Origin of the sequence: Photobacterium arenosum (genome assembly GCF_014841115.1) — a bacterium.
In the GTDB taxonomy this organism is placed as follows: domain Bacteria; phylum Pseudomonadota; class Gammaproteobacteria; order Enterobacterales; family Vibrionaceae; genus Photobacterium; species Photobacterium arenosum.
In genome coordinates, this window is the sequence record NZ_JACYTP010000011.1 from 136,186 (window position 1) to 159,391 (window position 23,206).

Genomic DNA, 23,206 nt, shown 5'->3' on the forward strand with positions numbered 1-23,206 from the left:
CCATGATTGAACTATTGAAAGAACTCACAGCGCAGGGCATTGCAATATGGGCTGATGGTGCAGATCTTGAGCTCAGTTTTGAGGAGCAGATTTCGCCTCAGTGGGTTGAAACGCTGACCAATAAAAAGGGTGATCTGGTTAGCTGGCTGAACAGTCAAGGGATCACGAATAAAAAAGCGTATCAAGATTTGATGGTACGCGTTGAGTTTCAAAGTGACCCTGAAGAAGATAGTCAGCATGTGCAGAAAAACAAAATTGAGGCGATATTTCCGGCAACCGGATTGCAACAAGGATTCATTTATCATTCGCTTCGGCAGCCAGATGATGATGCTTACCAGACGCAGATCCTGATTGATTACCATCTCGCTCTGGATATTAAGTGTTATAAACAGGCGTGGCGTTATGCTTCTTTGACGTATCCCGCTTTACGCATAGCTTTTGATTGGCAAGAATCTCCGGTGCAAATAATCACATCGGCGGCGAGTATCACTGACCGTCATTTCACCGTGCTTGACTTGTCTCATCTTACAGAGGCAGAGAGAGGGAAAAGCATTCAAGGGCTGCAAAGTGAGGATCAACGTAAACGCTTCGACTTGTCGCAACCAGGTTTGCTGCGTTTTACTGTGATCAAACAGAGCGAGCAACATTTTACTGTAATGAGGACTCAGCATCATGCGATTGCTGATGGCTGGAGTGGCCCTGTTTTATTACAGGAAGTTCATCGTATTTATCAACAATTACGTCTTGCTAACTTCACTGAAGTTAAGGCTGAAACCGCTTATATAGATACACAGGCTTACTGGCGTAAAATGTTGCCCAAAGCTGAGTCTTACTGGAAGGTGGAGAAAGAACGCTGGAAACATACAAATGATATCAACGTGTTGCTGGATAAACCGATTGATTTAACTGCTCCTTGTCAGATTGAACAGCCCGCCTTAGTGACTTTTCGCATTAGCGGTGAAGCTTATCAATCCTTGAAAGCTATGTGTCGTCAGCAAGGGGTGACACTCAATGCCGCCGTACAATTTGGCTGGCATAAAGTATTACAAGTCTATACTCGTGACGAGCAAACCATTGTCGGAACCACGGTATCGGGGCGGGATATTCCAGTAAGTGGTATTGAAAATAGTGTTGGATTATTTATTAACACTTTACCCTTGTCTGTCGATTGGGAGAGCGCAGAAACAGCAGGAAATGTGCTTCAACGCCTTCAGAAAAACATTGCCAGCCTCAATACATACAGTGCGGTGCCGTTAGCATCATTGCAGGGAAGTGAAGGTAAACTTTTTCATAGTTTATTTGTTTTTGAAAATTACCCTGTACCAGCATTGAGTCATGAACTGTGCGCAGACTCAATTGAAACCAGTTTTCGGTTTCGTGATGCAAGAATAAAAAATGATGTGCCATTAACTCTGATCGCGCAAGAAATTGAACAGAAATTATTATTGACACTGTATTTCAACCACAGTTGGATTTCATCTGAAAAAGCGGAACGGCTTCTTGCTCAGGTTGCTGTGGTTTTAGCGCAGATCTCAGAAAATCCGGCAGTTGAACATCAGTCGATCAGCCTGTTAACCAAGTCTGATCGAGAGAACAAAATAACAAAAATCAATAATGCTCTTGATGATGACGCTGGATATTATTCAGGAACATTACATGGTCTGGTAGATGAGGTAATACAGCATGCACCAGAGAAAATCGCCGTTGTTTGTGGTGATCGCCAGTTAAGCTATTGTGCGCTTGATACACAGTCGACCAAATTAGCGCGGCACATCAGAGTATCGTATTTTAAACGTTATGGGCTATCTATGCCGCCAGAAACCTTGGTGTCGTTGTTGCTTGAGCGAAATGAAGACATGATTGTTGCGATACTGGCCGTATTGAAAGCTGGTGGAGCTTATGTTCCCATTTCTCCGCAAGCCCCCGAAAAACGAATTGCTCAATTACTAACGCATACTCAAGCTCCCTTACTTTTATTCAGTGATGAAAGTTGTCTCTCTGTTCAAAATGAATTTTGGAAAAATATTGAGCAGGATATCCAGTGTATTAACCTCAGTCAGCCAATCGTTATTGATGATAAATATGAAACTGAAGGGTATTTGCCCATAGTCAGCCCAAGTAACTTAAGTTACGTCATTTATACATCAGGTACTACCGGTAAACCAAAGGGAGTGATGCTTGAGCATCGTCAGGCTCTAAATACTATTCAGGCCCTTCATGATGTATACGATATTAATTCTTCGCACAATCGGGTAACGTTTTTCAGTGATTATACCTTTGATGTATCTGTATCAGAAATATTCAACACATTGGGCTGGGGAGGAGAGTTGCATATTCTGCAAGACAGAGAAAGGAAAGATATCGAAGCTCTGTCCTGTTATCTTGATGAGCAGGATATCCATTACGCATTCTTACCTCCTGCAATATTGGGCCTCATGCCAAAGCGTCGTTATTCATCACTTCGCAGGATTATTTTTGCTGGTGAACCTTGTGATCCTGTCGCTTGTCGGTACTGGGCTGAAAACTACAGTCTATATAATTATTATGGCCCTACAGAAGCTGCTATCTATGCCACAGGTGGACAAGTCACCCCGGAGACACTGAATGTTATTGGCCAGGCGATCAAGGGGGGACAGTGTTATATTCTTGACCCGGCAGGTAACCTGTTACCTGATGGCGTACCCGGCGAGTTGTATCTGGCAGGGAAAGGCATTGCCAGAGGATACTATGACGATCCAGCACTCACGGCAGAAGCTTTCACTTCCCCTATTATAGAACACCCATATATTGCCAAAAGCGAGCTATGGTATCGGACAGGCGATCTTGTCAAGCGTTTAGACAATGGAGCTATCCAGTACCTTGGTCGTGTTGACCGTCAGATTAAGCTGAGAGGATTTCGGATCGAATTAAATGAGATCGAATCTGTATTGACCTCTCATGAATCTATTGATCAGGCTGTTGTTGTTTTGGCAGAACAAAGCGGTAATAAATACCTGATTGCTTATGTTGTCAGTGCTCAAACTCATAATGTTAAAGAGCCTGTGTTGGAGCATTTTCTCTCTGAGCGCTTACCTTACTACATGCTTCCCGCACGCTATATTACACTGACGTCTATCCCATTGAGCCTGAGCGGGAAAGTGGATCGTAACGCTTTGCCAACCCCTGATATAAAGTTTGAAAATAAACGGGGTCCGCGTACCGAGCTGGAAGCCAGTCTGTGCCGGCTCTGGCAAAATGCACTTGGAGCAGAGTGTGTCGGAGTTGACGATGACTATTTCACGCTGGGGGGCAATTCAATTACTGCGATAAAACTGCAGGCCCTAGTATCACGAGAGCTAGGTTATCACTTTAGTCTGGATACGTTATTCAGGGAAAGAACGGTGTCGAAGCTGGTGAAAGTGCTTTCAAGTGAATCTTTCCAGCCCATTATTTCAGCCGGTAAAAGTCAAGTACCTGTCCTGTCTTATGCGCAAGAAAGGTTGTATTTCATTCATGAACTAGAGCAGGGAAACACCAGTTTCCACATTCCTCATCTTTTCCATTTGTCGCCGCAAACCGATAGGAAAAAATTGATTCGCGCATTTCAGACTGTAGCCCTTAAACATACAGTTTTATTGCAGGGATTTGAAATGACGGATCTGGGCGCGAAATCCTTTCTTGCATCTGGCGAATTGCCTGTGACTGAAGAGCAGGTTGATCAAGCGGGGCTGCGTGCTTGCGTGGAGCATGCAATCCAACAGCCTTTCCGGCTGGAGTCAGAGCCACCGGCTCGGCTGCATAGTATTAATGTTTGCGGACAGTATTATCTGTTAGTCGTTTTTCATCATATTTGCTTCGACGGCTGGTCGTACGACGTGCTGAAGCAGGATGTTGAGAATGTGTATCATCAACACGATACTGATAACAGCCAACTGCAGCCCGCAATAGTAGACTATTCTGATTATGCCAGATGGCAACGAGGGTCACTTGTTGGTGAGACGGGGCAACAGTTGGAACGTTTCTGGCGAACGTATCTGGAAGGGGCAGAAACATTAAATCTGCCACATGATTATAAAAGGCCACAGAAAGCGAATTATTGCGGTCAGAATATACCGTTTACATTGTCATCAACTCTGGTGGAAAGTGTCCGAGAAAGAGCCCAACAGTTGGGTGTAACACTGCATACGTTCTTATTGTCTGCTTTTCAATTATCACTGGCAAAACTTACTGGCCAGAGTGATGTTGTGATTGGTGTTCCCTCTGACAATCGTGATCACCCTCAAACACAGGACATGATTGGCTGTTTTATCAATGTGCTGCCGATTCGTGTGTCTATATCAGCAAAGCAAAGTATTGTTTCAATGGTAGCGTCAGTTCAGAAAGCACTGCTGTTAGCTAAAAAACATCAAGCTTTGCCATTTGAGCGCATTGTGGAGGTACTTAATGTGCCAAGGGAAGCAGCGCGACATCCTGTCTTTCAAGTTATGTTCAGCTTGCAGCATGCATCGGAAGATCAGCAAGAAAACGGTGTATTACGGTCCGTTAAACCAGAAATGCTGCAAGCGTTGTATTCTCCGGCTAAATACGATGTGAATTTACAGCTAATCGACAATGGACAATCTGTACAAGGTACATTGAACTACGCATCGTATTTGTTTGAGCAAGAGACTGTTTGCCGCATTGCCCGTATTTACCAACGGGTGCTCCAAGAGATGTGTGACAACCCCAGTCGACGTACCGGAGATATTAACACCCTCACGACAGAAGAACGTCAGATGTTACTTTCGACCTGGAGTAGCACACCCGCAACTGCTTGTTCACACATACCGCTGCATCAGCAGTTTGAAGCTCAGGTAAGCGATACGCCTGATGCAGATGCTGTTACTTACCAGGGCAAAACAATTACATACAGCCAGCTCAATAGCCTGGCAAATCGTCTGGCAAGAAAAATACGTAATTGTTATGAAGCACAGCATAAAGCACCCATGCAGGCAGATACACCTGTAGGACTTTATATTGAGCGCGGTACAGACATGGTGGTGGCTATACTGGCCACGTTGAAAGCAGGAGGTGCATTTGTTCCGCTTTCTACGACTATGCCCCCTGCTAGAATCCGACATATGGTGCAGGATTGTACTTGCTCCATTGTTCTGACAGAACCACATTTAGCTCATCAGTTTTCTGACCTTCTTACGGGTCTGGTATCTCCTCCAGTGACGCTTGTGGTTTCGGGTGATAATAGTCTTGAAGCCTTGCCTGATCATAATCTCAATTATGCAGTGAAAGCACAGGATCTGGCTTATATCATGTATACATCGGGAACAACGGGTGAACCCAAAGGTGTCATGCTTGAACATCAGGCATGGTGGCATTTACTTGCAGCTGTGCGTGAAAAATTGGGATGGGAAGTTAAGCACGTACTGAGTCTGACAAATTACACCTTTGATATCTTTGGTCTTGAGCTGGGGCTCGCTCTGGTCTCTGGCGGCCATTTGGTATTGTCTGATATTGAGCATGCACATGATGAATTGAGGAGCAGACATCAGGAAATTAACTTTATTCAGAATACGCCGTCGTTATGGCAGCGTTTTCTTTCTGAAGTATCGATTGATTATCCAACCAGCCATATACAAGTGCTTTGTGGAGGAGAGAGTAGTTCAGGTCAGTTATTCAGTTCGCTGAAAAGGCTTTTTGGCCAGGTATTCCAAGTTTACGGTCCGACTGAAACCTGTATTTGGAGCACGTTAAGTGAGGCTGACCCTTTGCATCAGGCAGTCATAGGTAAGCCGCTCTCCGGTGAGCGTTGTTATGTGCTGGATGTGTTGGGTAATCCTGTTCCAGTAGGCTCGCAAGGTGAACTGTATATTGGTGGTTTTGGTTTGGCGAGAGGCTACTTTAATCAAACGACGCTGACTAACGAGCGTTTTATCCGGAATCCTTTTCTTCCTGGTGATATGCCGGAAGAACGTATTTATAAAACGGGTGATCTGGCTCGCTGGTTACCATCTGGTCATCTTGAGTTTCTTGGTCGAAATGATGATCAAATTAAAATCCGAGGTTTACGGATTGAGTTGGGCGAAATTCAAAGTGCTTTGATTGGTATTGATCAAATAGAACAGGCGGCGGTTATTTTAGGAAGTTATCAATCACGACCTATGTTGCTGGCCTATGTTGTAATGAAAAGGCATTGCCAATTTGAACGAGACAGCATTGAAGCAATGCTTAGCACCAAGCTGCCAGAATATATGTTACCGGCTAGCTATAGTTGTGTTGCGTCATTACCGGTTAATAGTAATGGCAAGCTGGATATAAAGTGTTTACCGGAACCCAGGTTCGATGACGAAATTACCCATGTTTCACCACGAACACCTATCGAAACCCAGTTATGCGAACTTTGGCAGCAAGTCTTAAACAGACCTAAAGTTGGTATCTTCGATAACTACTTCCGTATTGGTGGAGATTCTCTCCAGGCTGCACGTCTTGTTGCTTTATGTAATCAGTCTTTTAATTCCACCCTGACGATTGCTGAGTTCTTTGAGTGTAAATCTGTTGCTTTACTCGCTGAGCGTATTAGCCACTGCCAACCGCGGGGTATAGAACAACGCCATGAAGCAGACACTCATTCCACGTCAACAGAGATTATTGGACTATAAGCTATGTATTTACTTATTCAGCAGATCATTAATCACAACATGGCTATCTGGCTTGATCGTGATGAAATTAAACTGGCAATGCGAGGTCAACAGCCGGATCAGACACTGGTGACACAACTGCGGTCATTAAAGCCTCAAATTACAGCTTATCTTGCAGAGCAAGGTATTTTCTCTCAGGCAGACTTTGAGCAATGGTCAGATTTACAGCCTACTCCCGTTTCGTATGGGCAGGAGCAGTTACTGTTTATTGAGCATTTAGATGCGGGTGCTGCAGCATATCATATACCATTGTTTGTTAGCGTGAAGCGTGGGGCGAGTGTTAGCAGAATTAAAGCAGCTTTGGATCATGTGGTGGAAAGGCACAAATTACTCAATGCTGTTTACCAGGTGGGTGAGCATTCAACAATGCGGTTACTGCAGGAACCTATCTCTATGTCTTCGCAGTCTGTTGAAAGCGCAGATCTGCTGAAAGAAAGAGTACAGCAAGCCGTTTTGCGTCCTTTTGCTCTGAATGAGGAGCCGCCATTTCGCTGTCATCACTTTCATTGTGAAAGTGATGAATATTTACTTTTTATCTGGCACCACATTGCTTTTGATGGCTGGTCTCAGAATATTTTTCTTCATGAACTGAAAGCTTTCTATACGGCGCTGTCTGAGGGCAGAGAGGCTGCTTTACCAGAATTGACTTCAGGTTATGCTGACTTTGCCCGTCAGCAACGATCAGGAAGTATCGCAGATAAAAATGCTGAAAGTTTAGCGTACTGGAAATCAGTATTAGCCGATGCTGAAACTCTGTGTTTACCCTTGGATTATACGCGTCCAGTGCAATTCAAGTCAGAAGGTGATCATGTTGACTTTAGCCTGAGCGAAATGCTGACAGAGCAGTTAAAGCAGCTTGCCAGAGAACAGGAAACCACTTTGTATACCATTTTGTTGTCTGCATTGTACGTTTCATTGGAATGTTTATCTGGCCAGCGTGATGTGGTGGTGGGAACACCTGCAGAAAACCGTCCTACAACTGACACTCAGGCATTGATCGGGTACTTTGTAAATGCGTTACCCCTGAGATTAGAGCTTGATAAAGCCTGGACGACCGCTGAACTGATTCATCACGTTCATCAACTTGTCCTTAATGCAAGAAAACATCAGGAAGTGCCATTTGAATGTATAGTCGATGAATTGGCTGTGGAACGGGATTTGTCGCAGCACCCGTTGTTTCAGGTAATGTTTGCCTTTCATTCATTCGACGGTACTTTTGTAGATGATCTTCCTTTTGATTTTGTGCCCAGTGAAAATGATCCTACGAAAGCCTATCATCCCGCAAAATTTGATCTGCATGTTTCCGTGCAAAATACGGATAATCAGCTTACAGGCAGCATAGTTTTTGCAAAAGCTTTGTTTAACAAGGAAACGGTGACCCGTCTGGTGGCTCTGTATCAACAAGTTCTTAAGAACATGCTACAAAGCCAATATCGCTCGCTCGCTGAATACAATTTACTATCGGCTGCTGATCAGCACTCAATTGACTTTTGGAATCGGCAATCATCAGTGACGCTGTCACATTCCACTCTTTGCCAGGCTTTTGAGCACCAAGCAGAATGTTTTCCTCATCGTATTGCTCTTCAAATAGCTGAAGCCAAGCTTACTTATGCTCAGCTCGATCAGGCGTCAGATCAGTTAGCACAGCAAATTAGGACTCGTTATCAGCAATTGGTAGGAAAACATCTTTCACCGGATACGTTAATTGCGGTGTATATGGACCGTTCGTTTGAAATGGTGCTTAGTCTCTTAGCTATTTTAAAGGCAGGGGGGGCTTATTTACCATTAACTCCAGAGTCACCGGACGACAGAGTTCAGTTTATTGTAGACGATGCCAAGCCTGTTATGCTTCTCACGCAGGAGGAGTACATTGGAAAAATGGACTTTGTGCTTGGTAAGACGCACCAGCAACCAGTAATTCAGACCGTTTGTTTGCCCGCTTTATTAGCAACTTCTTCTCCCAGTAAACTTAATATTATAAACGATCCACAAGATCTGGCTTATGTTATATATACATCTGGCACTACTGGGAAACCTAAAGGTGTTATGCAGACGCACTGTAATGTCTTACGACTATTTTCTGCCAGTGAGGAAGGCTTTAAGTTTAATGAGAGTGATACCTGGTTGCTGTATCACTCTTTTTCTTTTGATTTTAGTGTGTGGGAAATCTTTGGCGCCCTGTTATTTGGCGGGCGACTGGTCATTCCTGAGAAAGCGTGTATTCGAGACTTTTCGCGCCTGGCTCAGCTTTGCGCACAGGAAGAAATTACTGTATTGAATCAAACACCGGAAGCATTCTATGCTTTCTCGGATGTTGTGCTGTCAGAGTCGATTGTTTTTCCATCGTTACGCTATGTTATTTTTGGTGGGGATAAATTAAATATTCATCAGCTGAAACCCTGGTGGAATAGATTTGGTGATGAAGTGCCCAAACTCATCAACATGTATGGTATTACGGAAACCACAGTTCATGTGACTTATAAATCACTTTCCCGACAAGATTTAACTGCTCAGTCATTAATTGGAAAACCACTTTCTGATATGACAACCCATGTTCTTGATGAAAGAGGAAGACCTTTGCCTATTAATGCGGTAGGCGAACTTTTCATTGGTGGAGGAGGCCTGGCAAGGGGATACTTGAACCGTGATAGCTTAACGCGTGAGCGTTTTATTGATACTTCTCAATACGGTAGGTTGTATAAGACTGGGGATTTGGCCCGCTGGCTACCCAATGGTGAGTTGGCTTATGTGGGGCGTAATGACCACCAAGTTAAAATTCGGGGCCACCGTATTGAGTTGGGTGAAGTTGAGCAGGCATTATTAGCCATTGATGGTATAAAATTATCAGTCGTTATTGCACTTCAGCGAGCTGGAAAACAAGTTTTGGCTGCTTACGTTGTGATGGAAGACGGTTGCGTGTTTATCGCTCAGAAAATCGCAGATGCGCTAAATCAGAGTCTACCAGAATACATGCAGCCAGCGAGTATAAATGTGTTAAATGCGATTCCATTGACGGTAAATGGTAAGCTCGATAGGGTAGCATTACCCGAGCCGTGTTTTAGTGCACCGGATCAATTTCATCCACCCCGAGACAATCTGGAAAAGCAGCTTTGTGAAATATGGCAGTCAGTGCTTGGAGTAAATCGAGTCGGTATTCAAGATAATTTCTTTCAGGTTGGTGGTGATTCTATTCTTGCAATACGACTGTTGGGTCGTCTTTCATTAATAGGGCTACAGTTGCCATTAAATGTTTTCTACGCAAACCCCACGATTTCAGGCATTACAAGTGGTGTTAATCAATCAGATGTGAAAAGCGACTATCAAGCGTTTAGTCTTCTTTCAGATGATAAAAAGAAAAATTTGATTAATAATATTTCAGATAATTTGACTGATGCTTATCCAGCAACACAGCTTCAGCAAGGTATGTTATTGGAATCGTCATTAAGCCGAGGTGTTTACCATGATGTTTTCCGTTATTCCATCAATATCCCATTTGATTACAAACGGTTCAGAAAAACACTTTTTGACCTGATACATCGTCATGAAACGTTACGAACTGCGTTTATTGAAGATGATGAACATGGGTATATCGGTGTGGTTCATCAGCATGTTGACCTCGTGATAGACATTGTTGAATCTCAAGACTGGAGCACATTACTTGATACGCAACATGATAAGCCATTTGATACGACTCAGCCTCAACTGCTCCGCTGTATTATTAGCGACATAACAACAGGCGGCTTTGAATTAAACCTGGCTATCCATCACGTCATTTTAGATGGCTGGAGTTTGGCAAGTTTAGTGACCGAACTACTGAATATTTATAGCAGTCATTGCGTCACTGAGCTAGTGTCAAATCCGCCAATGGGAATGTATGCTGAGTCGGAATTGGCTGCCATGTCGGATGAAGAGTCAGTGTCTTTCTGGAAACAGTATTTAGCTGGCTATGAGATGCCGGATTTTCCTATTGTGTCGCAGGATTGTCCACAACACTCTGAACTGGACAAAGCGGTCTATGAGCTTTCTGATGCCGAAAGTAGCGCGATACTAACATTGTCTTCAACATTGAATATTTCAGTTGATACTCTCTTTTTGGCTATTTATCACCATACAATTTCTAAAATACAAAACTGTGATGATACTGTTATTGGATTGATTGCTAATAACAGGCTGGAAATACCTGGTGGCGATAAAATGTTAGGCGTTTTCCTGAATGTTTTGCCCTTCAGACCCCAAATTTCATCGGACATGGGTACCATCGCTGACTGGTTAAAAAGTTATTCATATGAGAAAGACAGAGTTTTGCGACACAAACGAATTCCTTACACCAAAATAAAGGAATCTTCATTAAAAACAAATGTCACTTTAAGCATCTCGTTTAACTACACCCATTTCCATGTTTACGATGAAGTCAGCCAAGATAAACGGATTCTTCAGAAGGGGCAGGGGTATGATAAAAATGATATTCCCCTGACGCTGAATGTTGTTCGGCATCAGGACCGTTTTATTCTTTCATTGCAAGCACATAAGCAGTCAGTCAGCAAGGTTGTTTTTCAGCAATTACATCAATATTTAGGAATGATGGTCAATGAGATGAGCAAAGTGTCAGCTCAACATCCATTTCATCATTTATCAAGATTAACTATTGAAGACCAAAAAAGACTAAGAGATTGGCAGTATGGAACGCGTTCCAAAGTAGTTTCTGATAGCTTGAGTGATTTATTTGAACGTCAGGTGGCTCGTTCTCCAGAACATATCGCATTGGTGTTCGGTAATAAAGTAATAACGTATAAGACGTTAGATGAAAAAGCAAATCAACTCGCATGCTTGATATCTGAACAGTATCAACAACAATGTGGTCAGCCCTTTGAGGCGGGAACCATGGTTGGGCTTTTTTATGACCGTGGCATTGAAATGGTTATTGCGATGCTGGCAGTGTTAAAAGCAGGCGGTGTCTATGTGCCAATCTCACCGTCTTACCCGGATGACAGAGTTGGATTTATTGTATCAGATATTCAGTCACCTGTTCTGCTGACACAGCCGGCTTTGAAAACGAAATTAGTAAAATGTCTGCAAGATCCCGGCAGCTATTCGTTACTGACTCTGGAACAATCAGCGCAAAGTGAAAAATATCCACACCATAGACAAGTAACAGAGAGTGATTTGGCATATGTCATATATACATCAGGTACAACGGGAAAACCGAAAGGGGTTAAAGTTACCTCATCAAGCGTATTGAACTTACTTAACAGTGAACATTTCAATACCAGTTACGCAAGGTGTTGTTGCTGGACAAACTATGTGTTTGATATCTCGGTGGTTGAAATATTCTCATCCCTGCTTAATGGCAGTACATTGCATATTCTGAACGATGATACTCGTTCAGATCAGCAACGCTATTTCGATTACTTACAGGATCATTCTATTGAATCTGCCTATGTTCCACCGTTTTATATCGGGGCACTGTCGAGGTGGTTAGAAGAAAATACTGGTCAACTGCATTTGAAACGCGTACTGACAGGGGTGGATAAAATCTTGCCTGAGCATGCAGCAGGCCTGCTTAAGCAGGGCGTTGTTCTGATTAATTCGTATGGTCCGACGGAAACAACCGTAGCCAGCACTGCTTTGCATGTCACCGCAATAAATCCGGAGTGGTCAGTGATACCAATCGGGAAACCCACGGACAATGAAATCTGTTATGTACTTGATAAACAATTGCTGCCTGTTCCAGTCGGTACGGTCGGGGAACTTTATATTGGCGGAGCAGGTGTCGCGCAAGGTTACGTAAATCGACCTGAGTTGACCTGCGAACGTTTTTTACCCGATCCTTACGCAACATTGGCTGAGAAGGAAAATGGCTGGACACGAATATATAAAACCGGTGACTGGGTTCGGTGGCTGCCAGATGGGAACCTTGAGTATCTGGGGCGTACTGACGGACAGGTAAAAATTCGTGGGCATCGTATCGAATTGGCTGAGATCAGGGCAGTATTGGCAGAGTTGCCACAGGTTGCTGATACGACTGTCATATTACAGACTGTGGCGAATGAGCCGGCCATAGTGGCATACGTGGTGCCAAAGCCGGATTGTATTTTGGAGTCTGGCTCGTTGGCTGCGTGGGTGGCAGAGAAATTGCCTGTGTATATGCTGCCGCAATACTATGTAGTGATGAAATTACTGCCATTAACGATAAACGGTAAGCTGGACAAGCAGGCATTACCTATACCAGAAGTGACGGAAAGCCAATCACATCACTTACCTCAAACTGATCTTGAAATTAGCCTTGCTCAGATTTGGCAATCGGTTCTTGGGATTAAGTCGATCGGCTTAACGGATAATTTTTTCTATATTGGCGGGCATTCACTACATGCCATACGTGTGCTGGCCAAGATAAAAGAAGACTTGCAATTGGAAGCCACTATAGGATTAATGTTCTCTTATCCTACCATTGCGGAAATTATTCCTCATTTGCAGCCACTTGCCAAGTTATCTGCGGTAATCATGCCGTTGGGTATGTCAAAATACCCCCTCTCATACGCACAGGAACGAATGCTGTTTCTAGATGCTTATGGTGCCGCGGGAAGCGCTTATAACGTGCCATATTTATTGATGCTGGATGAAGATGTGGGTGTAAACTGTCTTCAGCAGGTGCTCAATATTGTAGTTAAGCGTCATACAGTGTTGCACTCAGTGTTTAACATTGATGAGAATGGAAACACGTATCAGCAAATAGTAGAGGCCGCCCCTGAGCTTATTTGCCATCATTGTGAAAGCCAACAGGAAATCAGAGAGTATACTGAGAAGCAGTCTGCGATTCCTTTTGTACTCTCAAAGGAAATTCCGATTCGAGTATCATTGATCGATAGTCCCGACGGTTGCTATGTCTTTTTTCTTTGGCACCACATCGCCATTGACGGTTGGTCTGTTGATATTTTTATCAATGACTTTATGTCGTGTTATCAGGCGATGAAAGCGCATCAAATATGGCATGTTCCAGAACTAACCATAAACTATGGTGACTATGCTTACTGGCAGCGTCAGCAAGAGAAAAAGGAACGGTATGCAGTAACTCAAGCGTTCTGGTTTGATGCCCTAAAAAATCTCACCCAACTGGAATTGCCAACCGATCACCAACGTCCTTCTCAAATCGATTACACTGGTAATAATGTCAGTATCAACTTATCTGAGGAACAGGCTGAAAATCTTCTTTTACTGGCTCAGGAAGAAGGCGTTACTCTGCATTCTTTATTATTAAGTGGATTCATGCTGACATTGTCTGTGCTGAGTCGACAGGAAGACATTGTGGTTGGTATTCCTGCTGAGTTGCGGGATATGGCAGAGGTTCAGTCTCTGGTTGGCCTTTTCGTTAACAGTCTGCCAATCAGGGTATCGGTAGACCAGACATGCAAGGGTTCTGAGTTTATTCATCAGGTTCATAATAATGTCGTACAGGCTAAATCTCAGCAGAACCTGCCATTTGAAAAGCTTCTGGATGTTTTACAAATTCCTCGTGATCCTTCAAGACATCCTATATTCCAGGTAATGTTTACTTTGGAACAGCAGCAAGAGAGAAACACAGCGAATATACCTGAGGGGGAGCAGAGAGAGATATCGGGCTTTAACTCAGCGAAGTTTGACTTGAGTATGCATTGGCAAGCATCGCCAGGCAGCTTACAAGGGACAATGAACTTTGCATCCCGGCTATTTGACAAGGAAACTATCGAGAGTTGGAGTAAGCTTTATATCCACGTACTAGATCAATGGATAACCAAGTCAGAGCAACCAATGACAGCGCTGACTTGGCTATCAGCGAGAGATCATCAGGATCTGATAACCCGCGATATCTTTCAGTCTGAACAAATACCGTATTCTTCGTTGCCAGCGGCGTTTGAAGCGCAAGTTAGCCGGTATCCTGAGCGTGTTTCGCTTGAATTTGGCGATAAGAAACTGACATACCGGGAGCTGAACAATAAAGTCAATCAGATGGCTGTTTATTTGAGTCATTGTGGTGTGCAGCGAGGCAATTTCGTTGGTTTACTGTTACATCGCTCTATGGAACAAGTCATTACTCTGTTGGCTGTCCTTAAAATCGGGGCAAGCTATGTTCCTATTGACCCAGTTAATCCTTTAAATCGTATAAAGTATATTATAAATAATGCAAAGCTTTCATATTTGCTGACTCATGATGAGTACTCTGATGCTCTTCTGGGTGTTGTGCTGTCAGTGATTGACGTGGATAAAGTACTGGAGGAGAGTTCGTTTTGTTCTCAAGTGTTCGACTTAAAAGAAACTGAAGTGACTGGGGATGATACGGCCTATGTGATTTATACATCAGGTTCAACAGGGGAGCCTAAAGGAGTAGCAGTCAGCCACCATAATGTTCTTAGATTGTTTCGGGCTTGCGCAGAATATTTTGAATTTTCTTACCGTGATACTTGGACGCTTTTTCATTCTTATGCTTTCGATTTTTCGGTATGGGAGATATGGGGGGCCCTACTGAAAGGAGGACGCTTGGTGATTGTGCCTGATGAAATCGTGAAATCGGCTGAGGCAATGGTGCAACTGGTGAGCACAAAACAGGTTACTGTACTCAGCCAGACACCATCTGCCTTTAATCTATTTTCTACAGAAGCGGTCAAAGCCGGTATTCGAAACTTCTGTCTGAGGTACGTGATCTTTGGGGGTGAGGCCCTTAAGCTGAAAAAACTACAGCCCTGGATAGAGACATACGGTGATGAAACACCGCAACTGGTGAACATGTATGGTATTACAGAAACGACTGTGCATGTTACGCATCGTGTTATCCGACATAGCGACATGGAACGTTCAGCGAGTATTATTGGCAAGTCATTATCTGATCTATATACCTATGTATGTGACGATCAGGGTAGGCTACTTCCACAAGGTGCAGTTGGAGAATTGTATGTCGGTGGCGATGGGGTGACTACAGGGTATTTACATTTACCAGAATTAACCGTGCAGCGATTTATACCTGATCCTTTCTCTGAGGGGAAAGGACGAGTTTATCGAAGCGGTGATTTGGTGCGGCGAATTCATGATGGAGAACTTGAATACTTGGGGAGAATGGATCATCAGACCAAGTTAAGAGGTTATCGTATTGAGTTAGGCGAAATTGAGCAGGTTATTTTACGCAGTAAACTGGTAAAAGATTGCGTTGTATTGCTGAAATCTCATGGTATAGGTGAGCCTCAACTTATCGCATTTATTGTGAATACATCGAAGGAAACCCAAGAAATAGCATCGAGTATAAGATCTTTTCTTCTGACCCTGTTACCCGATTACATGATTCCGGCTCACTACGCAGTTATTCCTGAGATACCGTTGACAGTAAATGGTAAAGTCGACCGCCAACGGTTGCTTAGTGCTACAGAAATACAGGTTGCAAGTGCAGCTTACGTAGAGCCTGGCGACGAAGTTGAATCAAAGCTTTGCAGTATCTGGCAAAGCTTACTGGGTCTTGAACGTGTTGGAATCCATGATAATTTCTTTGCGATTGGTGGTGACTCAATGAGCGTAGTCAAGCTGGTGATGCAATCCAGCAGACAAGGTCTTCACTTTTCAATCAAGGAGTTATTTGAACATCAGACTGTTGCTCAGATAGCAAAGGTAGTCCGTGTTAATAGCAATGATCTCTCTAGCACGTTAAAACCAGCTCCGATGGCCTTGCTAAGTGCTAAGTTGTCTGCTGATGATAGGTACCTGGCTCACCAGGTTGGTGCTGAAGATATTTACCCTGTAAGCAGTATGCAGGCGTTAATGATCCATCACCATAAAGCTTCCTCTGATATCGGCATCTATCAGCCGCAGGTTCTATTTAGCCTCAGTGGCTTACATGTTAACGTCTCCGCCGTCACACATGCTATGAAAGAAATGCTAGAGAAGCATCCTACGCTTCGGACTATCTTTATTCGCAGTGACAACAGTGAGTACAGGCAGTTGGTAATGCCAGCTGATGTTGTGGAAATATCGGTGAACGATGCTGATCATATCCCTCATTCGGAAAGAAATGCATTTTCACTGGCCATTTGTAAACAGGAGCAGGTCCAAAAGTTTGAGCTAGGTAGTGCAAATACGAGAGTGAAAATTCTTCGCTACGATGACTCTCGAGTAGACTTCATGATGACCACGCACCATGCAATTGAAGACGGCTGGGGCCTTGTTGAACTGTTAAACGCATTATTCTCAGAAATAGAGAATAATGGAAAAGGCATAATTCAACCGAAAAATACGTCAGTGGTCAATGTGTTTAAAGAAGCCGTAGCCTTGGAGTTGGAAGCTGCTTCAAATAACACTTTTAAGTCGCAATGGACAGAATTATTGTGTGACTATTCACCTATGCCTCATTTACCAACCAATACTCAATCGACGGGTTATCAGAAAGTGACTCGTTCTATTGATACCCTTCGCTGGCAGAAAGTATCAAGAGTGGCTAATCATCTTGGTGTACCGGTAAAAACACTCTTTCTCTATGCTTATCATAAAGCGCTGGGGAACGTACTGAATACCTCTTTGGTAACCGTTGATGTGGTGTCAAATGGGCGTTCCGAGCGTTTAAGCAACCCGCTTGATGGCGTTGGTCTTTACTGGCGATTTTTGCCACTTACTCTCAACGTAGGCTTGCCTGTTGAACAAGCAATAGAAAAATTGGCAAAAAAGCAGATCCAAGCTGAAATGTGTGCATTGTACCCAGTTGATGGTATTGCAGGGCTTGTTGGAGAAAAGTCGTTAACATATGCTGCGTTTAACTTCATGCATTTTTCAAATATCGCTAGCAGGAAGAACGATAATGAAATGGATGTACGTTGTTTATATTCGGCGGATAGGTTTCATCATGCAATCAAGCTCAGCCTTAATGTTGACCCAGTTTCCAAGCAAATTAATGCTGAGGTTGATTACAATTCTTGTCATGTATCATCATTGCAATCCGAATGCATTATGACGATGTTTGAGGGTCTGCTGAAACAGATTATATCAATGTATGAAACTCAAACGACATAGGTGTTATGATCACAAAATAACAGTATTTTATTAACCTGACTTCACTGAGTATGATAACCTCATGAAGTCAGCTATGAACGGTGAAGATAAAGAATAATATGAGTGTTAATGGAAGATTTGTTTGTTATAAACCTAACGCCACCGCCAAAGTAAATTTAATTTGTTTTCCGTTTGCGGGCGGAAGTGCGTCTGTATTTTACCCATGGGCAGCCAGACTGCCTGCTCATATTCAGCTACTGGCGTACCAACCGCCAGGAAGAGCACAACGTATGGCTGAACCTGCGTGTATGAACATACAAGATTATATGGATGATATTTGGCAGGACATTAAGAGTATTACTGATAAACCTTTTATTCTATTCGGCCATAGTATGGGCGCACTACTTGCTTATGAAGTAATTAAAAAATTGGATGCCCATAAGATATGCATGCCTGTGAAAGCTGTATTCTCTGCCGCAAAGTCACCTTGGAAAAACAACAGGGCAAAACTCATCAGCCATCTTCGCGATAATGATTTTATCAATGAGTTGAAAATAAAAGGTGGCTTTCCTGAACAAATCCTTAACAACAAAGAGTTGATGGAGTTGTGCACTCCCTATATTAAATCTGATTACAGTATAGTTGAGGATTATTGTTCTGAGAAAAAGTATAAACTATCTGTGTCATCAATAGTTCTTTCTGGAATGGATGATGAAATTTCTGATAATGAGTTAGCCGAGTGGGGAGATGTTTTTTCGCAAGTGCCAGAAATTCACAGTTTCCCTGGCGGTCACTTTTTTATTAACAATGATAATGTATTAGATGATATTATTTCTCTAATAACGAAACAACCTTGTGAGTAAAGATATCTGCATTCACCCACTTAATTGAGGATGTTTAGTTGCAGTATGTTACTTTAAATTGAGTTTGAGTAGGGGGACATTCTAATAATCTTAATAATCGATATGGCTACCACAGAAATGGTTTTCTCACAAAGCTGATACTAGTTCTGTGTTAACAGAAAGGCCTTCTTTAAGATGTTTTTATTTCAAACAGGTTAAGAAACAGCCTAGGTTTATAGATATAGATATAGATATAGATATAGATATAGATTAGGTTGTTGCATTTTATTGCATGTGCAGATATCATTTATGAATGATAACTAGTGATTCCCTGAAAGTCCTTTCAATTTTTTGGTGGCGTTCTTCTTAGAACGGCACTGAATTTTCACGTTCATTTGCCGTCATTTGGCTGCTGATGAACGCACTACATTTCTTTCGAATGAATGTTTCCTTAGTAGCCACTGGCGTTTACTACACTGAGGAAAACAGATGAAAGAACAAGTACTGACTGGTGACAGACCGACCGGCCCCTTGCATTTAGGGCACTTTGCCGGTTCACTTCAGCAACGGGTCGCGCTTCAGCATACCCATCAACAGACCATACTGGTCGCTGACTTACAGGCGTTAACCGATAACGGTCATAATCCGGGAAAGGTGGCAGAAAACATTTTGAATGTAGTGGCTGATTATCTTGCCGTGGGTATTGAGCCGGGTAAGACCACCATCTGCCTTCAATCTTCGCTACCGGCTCTGCCTGAGCTCGCCATGTATTATGCCAACCTTGTGTCTATTGCGCGCTTAGAGCGTAATCCGACGGTAAAAAATGAAATCCATGCCAGAGGATTTGGCAGGGCAATCCCGGCAGGTTTTCTTACCTATCCAATCAGTCAGGCTGCTGATATTACAGCATTTCGGGCTGGTCTTGTTCCTGTGGGTGACGATCAATTGCCTATGATTGAACAGACGAATGAGATTGTTCGGCGTTTTAATCATGTTACTGGGCAACGCATTCTTGAGGAGTGCAGCCCTTTGATCAGCAATGTACCCAGATTGCCAGGGCTGGACGGTAAAGCGAAGATGTCCAAGTCACAGGGGACGGCCATCACGCTTGGTGCAAGTGCAAAAGAGATACGTGCGGCTGTGAAAGCAATGTATACCGACCCAAACCACTTAAGGGTTGAGGATCCCGGGCAAGTCGAAGGCAATGTGGTGTTTACCTACCTGGATGCATTTCATCCGGATACCGCTTACGTAAGAGCACTGAAGCAAAAGTACCGTCAGGGCGGATTGGGTGATGGTAAAACGAAACAGATACTGGAAGAGTGCTTACAAACGCTGCTGGCACCCATCAGGCAGGAGAGAGAGCGGTTACTGTCAGATAAAACCATGCTGACTGATGTACTGAGAAAAGGGACGGAGAAAGCCAATTTAGTCAGTCAGGATGTGCTGCATGATGTGAAGCGTGCGTTAGGGATAGCCATGTTCTGAAGAACACAGAATGCTGAAATACAAAATCAAAAATCCGGCATAAAAAGCCGGATTTTTGAAGTAACAGTGAAGTCTGGATTACAGACGAACCCCTTCCACATGCAGCTCCATGTCTGCGTAGCTGGAAGTGCCCATCACCTGGATACCAAAGTCAGCCAGCTCAACACGGGTTGTGCCCATGAAACCAGCGCGGTAACCACCCCATGGGTCTTTGCCTTCACCGACTAACTCAGCATCAATCGTGATAGGTTTTGTCTGGCCGTGTAGTGTCAGGTTGCCATCGATGGCCAGTTTACCGTTACCTTTGTCAGTGACTTTGGTGCTGGTAAAGGTGGCTTTTGGATACTTGCTCACTTCCAGGAAATCTTCGCTGCGAACGTGCTTATCACGATCCGCGTGATTGGAATCAAAGCTGGTGGTATCAATGTTCACAGCCACTTTTGACGCGGCAATGTTTTCAGGGTCATAGCTGAAAGTACCATCAAAGGTATTGAAACGTCCTTTAATCCAGCTGTAGCCGAGGTGGCTGATTTTCAGGTTAACTGAGGCGTGAGCGCCTTTGTTATCAATGGCATAATCGGCAGCATTTGCAATGCCAGGTAAAACTAGGGCCGCAGCCAGGCTCAACGCGGTAAGATGCTTCTTCATTTTTCCTTAACTCCCAACATTTTCTTTAAGGTATTATCTTTATTAACAAAGTGGTGTTTCAATGCAGCCACCGCATGTAGGGTAGCTAATCCGATTAAGGCGTAGGCGAGGTACTCATGAATTTCGCCTGCCACGTCGGATTGATCCGGAAAGAGTTCACCCATTGAAGGAACGGTTAACCAGTCAAATACATCTATGCCACGTCCGTCCGACGTTGAAATGAGATAACCACTGACGAATAAACCGAACAACAGAACATAAATGACCAGGTGTGCCAGCTTGGCGAGTGCTTTTTCCCAAGTAGCTCCTTCAATAGCGGGTTGTTGCTTCACTGTTTTCCATAGCAGTCGGAACAAGGTCACAGCTGCCAGTGTTAAACCTACTGACTTATGCCAGTGGGGCGCAACTGTGTACCAGGATGAATAGTAATTGAGATCCACCATCCACAGGCCAACAGCAAATAGCCCAATGATGACAACAGCACTTGCCCAGTGGAGGGTTACTGAAACCCAATCATAATGATTGACTGCTTTTTTCATGTACTTGGGTACCCTGATTAAAAACTACCTACCTATTCTAGTGGTAAATATTTCAAAAATCAGTGTATTAACTTGAACAACCTGGTCAAAGAAATTGAACAAGCTCGAAAAAGAGTAAGAAGATATTTCAGCCCTCTGTATTTAAGGGCTGAATAGCAAAAACAGGCTTACAGAAGGGTTATCGTTGAATGTCGTTTTCGTGATGCCAGTTCATTATGGTCCATTCCTGCATTTGTGCATGCAATGCAAGAGCCGGGTCAGGATTCACAGCAAAAGGATGATCAACAGCCTGGAGCAGAGGCAGATCGTTAATCGAGTCGGTATAACAATACAGCGCATTAAACGAGCTGGCGTGCGCTTCCAGCCAGGCTTCCAACCGAACCACTTTGCCTTCTCTGTAGCTTAAGGTGCCGACTGTATTCCCTGTCAGGGTGTTGTTTTGGGTTTCAAGGTTGATAGCCAGTACGTCATCGACCAGCAGCAGTTCAGCAATCGGATTGACCAGATGTTCGCCGGTTGCAGAAATAATAATGACGGTATCACCGCGGCGTTTATGCCAGTCAATTCGTTCAATTGCGGCCGGAAACAGTGCAGGGCGAATGCATGTCTGAACGAATTCTTCGATTAACGGTGTCAGCTCATCGGTGCTCATACCTGCAATGGGCGCTAATGTCGCAATCATGTATGACTGCATATCCATGCTGCCTTTCGCGTAATCTTTCATCAGGTTTTGTTCTTGCTCAATAAGAAGCGGCGATGCCAGTCCTTTATTGACAATAAACCTGACCCACAGTGAAGCTGAATCAGCGGCAATAAGCGTTTCATCTAAGTCGAAGATGGCAAGGTTAGGCAATTTAGTTATGGGTTGTGTGTTGGATAGCAACGTGTTTTTCCTTTTCATTGGATCTAGTGGCACAGGTTAGGTGTAAATAATGACACTAATGTTTCAGGCAGGTGTCGTTTTGAAGTCAGAAACATGCGTGGAATACATAGATTTAACTTTTTTGTGACATTTTCCTGAGGAATATCGCATAAAATTATTCTGTCTCAACGTTAAGACAGTTTCTGGTCGTTAATATCTATATATTCGGCATTTTTTATTTAGCGGCGCAGGCCATAACATGCGATCCGCTAAGTGTATGCCTTCCCGTTTTCATATGAAGAGATGACGTGTGAGTGAGATTATTGCCACATTGGATGAGATTAACAGGTACTTAACTACAGAGGCTGATGGCAGTTACAGTGCTGTGTATGATACTTATCATTTGAAGACGGCTTTCCAGCCCATTCACCAGGTGAATGGTGACCTTTTTGGGTTTGAAGCGCTGGTAAGGGTGTTTAATGAATGCGGCGACGAGTTAAACACTGAACCTTTTTTCGCCCCTGAATACTACGATGAAATCGATCAGGTCAATATGGACAGGTTGGCCAGAGTGATTCATGTGAAAAACTTTGCTCAGTTTTTCGCGTCTTACACCTTGTTTATCAATATGGTGCCAGATGCCTTGCTGATACACAGCAAAAATGTGCCGGCAGCACTGCTTCATCAGCGCCTGAAAGCGTTAGGATTGAAATCTGAACAGGTGTTTTTTGAGTTACTGGAACACGACTGCACCAGCAATATAGAGCTGTTAGATATATTGCAGCAAATGCGGGCACAAGGTATGAAGGTCGCTCTGGATGATTATGGCGTTAAAGCATCATCTGAATGCCGTGCTCGCTTTTTACGGCCCGACATCATTAAAGTGGATCGTTCACTGCTGGCGGATTTTCTCTCTGGTCAAGAGTCACCTTTACGTAAAGTGGTAGGACTTGGCCGGGAGCTTGGCGCAAAGCTGCTGATTGAAGGGGTAGAAAACGCAGCAGGTTTGAAAGTGGCCAGAATGCTTAATGCTGATTATATCCAGGGCTTTTATCTGGGGCGGCCACAGCTGCTTTCAGAGATCTTATTGTCAAGGGTCAGCTGAGGCTAACCCTTGACAATTATGATGCTGAACGCCGTTTTGTGACGATAAGGCAT

The 23,206-nt window shown here is 43.6% G+C and carries 8 protein-coding genes; 5 read left to right on the forward strand and 3 right to left on the reverse strand.

The window, feature by feature from the left end; translation table 11 throughout:
• Nucleotides 1-2: 2 nt before the first annotated feature.
• The 4 genes from IFO68_RS16345 (at nt 3) to trpS (ending at nt 19,999) form a co-directional block, all read left to right on the forward strand.
• The gene (locus IFO68_RS16345; RefSeq protein WP_192016903.1) at nt 3-6,632 is read left to right on the forward strand and encodes a non-ribosomal peptide synthetase; all 6,630 of its coding nucleotides are present in this window, start codon (nt 3-5) and stop codon (nt 6,630-6,632) included.
• Between the two features lie 3 nt (nt 6,633-6,635).
• On the forward strand, nt 6,636-17,690 hold the full coding sequence (locus tag IFO68_RS16350; RefSeq protein WP_192016904.1) for a non-ribosomal peptide synthetase: 11,055 nt from the start codon (nt 6,636-6,638) through the stop codon (nt 17,688-17,690).
• A 98-nt stretch (nt 17,691-17,788) separates the two neighbouring features.
• Entirely contained in the window at nt 17,789-18,532 is a 744-nt protein-coding gene (locus IFO68_RS16355; protein ID WP_192016905.1) for a thioesterase II family protein, read from the forward strand.
• Nucleotides 18,533-19,000: 468 nt separating this feature from the next.
• A complete protein-coding gene (gene trpS, locus IFO68_RS16360; RefSeq protein WP_192016906.1) occupies nt 19,001-19,999 on the forward strand; it encodes a tryptophan--tRNA ligase in 999 nt (332 codons plus the stop codon).
• 78 nt (nt 20,000-20,077) lie between these two features.
• Here the strand turns inward: trpS and IFO68_RS16365 are convergent, their stop codons facing one another.
• The 3 genes from IFO68_RS16365 to IFO68_RS16375 form a co-directional block, all read right to left on the reverse strand.
• Nucleotides 20,078-20,647, reverse strand: a complete 570-nt coding sequence (locus IFO68_RS16365; protein WP_192016907.1) for a YceI family protein — start codon at nt 20,645-20,647, stop codon at nt 20,078-20,080.
• Entirely contained in the window at nt 20,644-21,186 is a 543-nt protein-coding gene (locus IFO68_RS16370) for a cytochrome b (protein ID WP_192016908.1), read from the reverse strand. Before IFO68_RS16370 ends, IFO68_RS16365 begins: the two co-directional genes overlap by 4 nt.
• 178 nt (nt 21,187-21,364) lie before the next feature.
• Complete coding sequence (locus IFO68_RS16375) at nt 21,365-22,069, reverse strand: HAD family hydrolase (protein ID WP_225445287.1); 705 nt, start codon at nt 22,067-22,069, stop codon at nt 21,365-21,367.
• A 289-nt stretch (nt 22,070-22,358) separates the two neighbouring features.
• Here IFO68_RS16375 and IFO68_RS16380 point away from each other — a divergent pair, with 289 nt between their 5' ends.
• The gene (locus tag IFO68_RS16380) at nt 22,359-23,153 is read left to right on the forward strand and encodes an EAL domain-containing protein (RefSeq protein ID WP_192016910.1); all 795 of its coding nucleotides are present in this window, start codon (nt 22,359-22,361) and stop codon (nt 23,151-23,153) included.
• The last annotated feature ends 53 nt before the right edge of the window (nt 23,154-23,206 follow it).

Coding starts and splice junctions, on each gene's coding strand:
- IFO68_RS16345 (WP_192016903.1), top strand. CDS start 3: ATGATTGAACTATTGAAAGAACTCACAGCGCAGGGCATTGCAATATGG.
- IFO68_RS16350 (WP_192016904.1), top strand. CDS start 6,636: ATGTATTTACTTATTCAGCAGATCATTAATCACAACATGGCTATCTGG.
- IFO68_RS16355 (WP_192016905.1), top strand. CDS start 17,789: ATGAGTGTTAATGGAAGATTTGTTTGTTATAAACCTAACGCCACCGCC.
- trpS (WP_192016906.1), top strand. CDS start 19,001: ATGAAAGAACAAGTACTGACTGGTGACAGACCGACCGGCCCCTTGCAT.
- IFO68_RS16365 (WP_192016907.1), bottom strand. CDS start 20,647: ATGAAGAAGCATCTTACCGCGTTGAGCCTGGCTGCGGCCCTAGTTTTA.
- IFO68_RS16370 (WP_192016908.1), bottom strand. CDS start 21,186: ATGAAAAAAGCAGTCAATCATTATGATTGGGTTTCAGTAACCCTCCAC.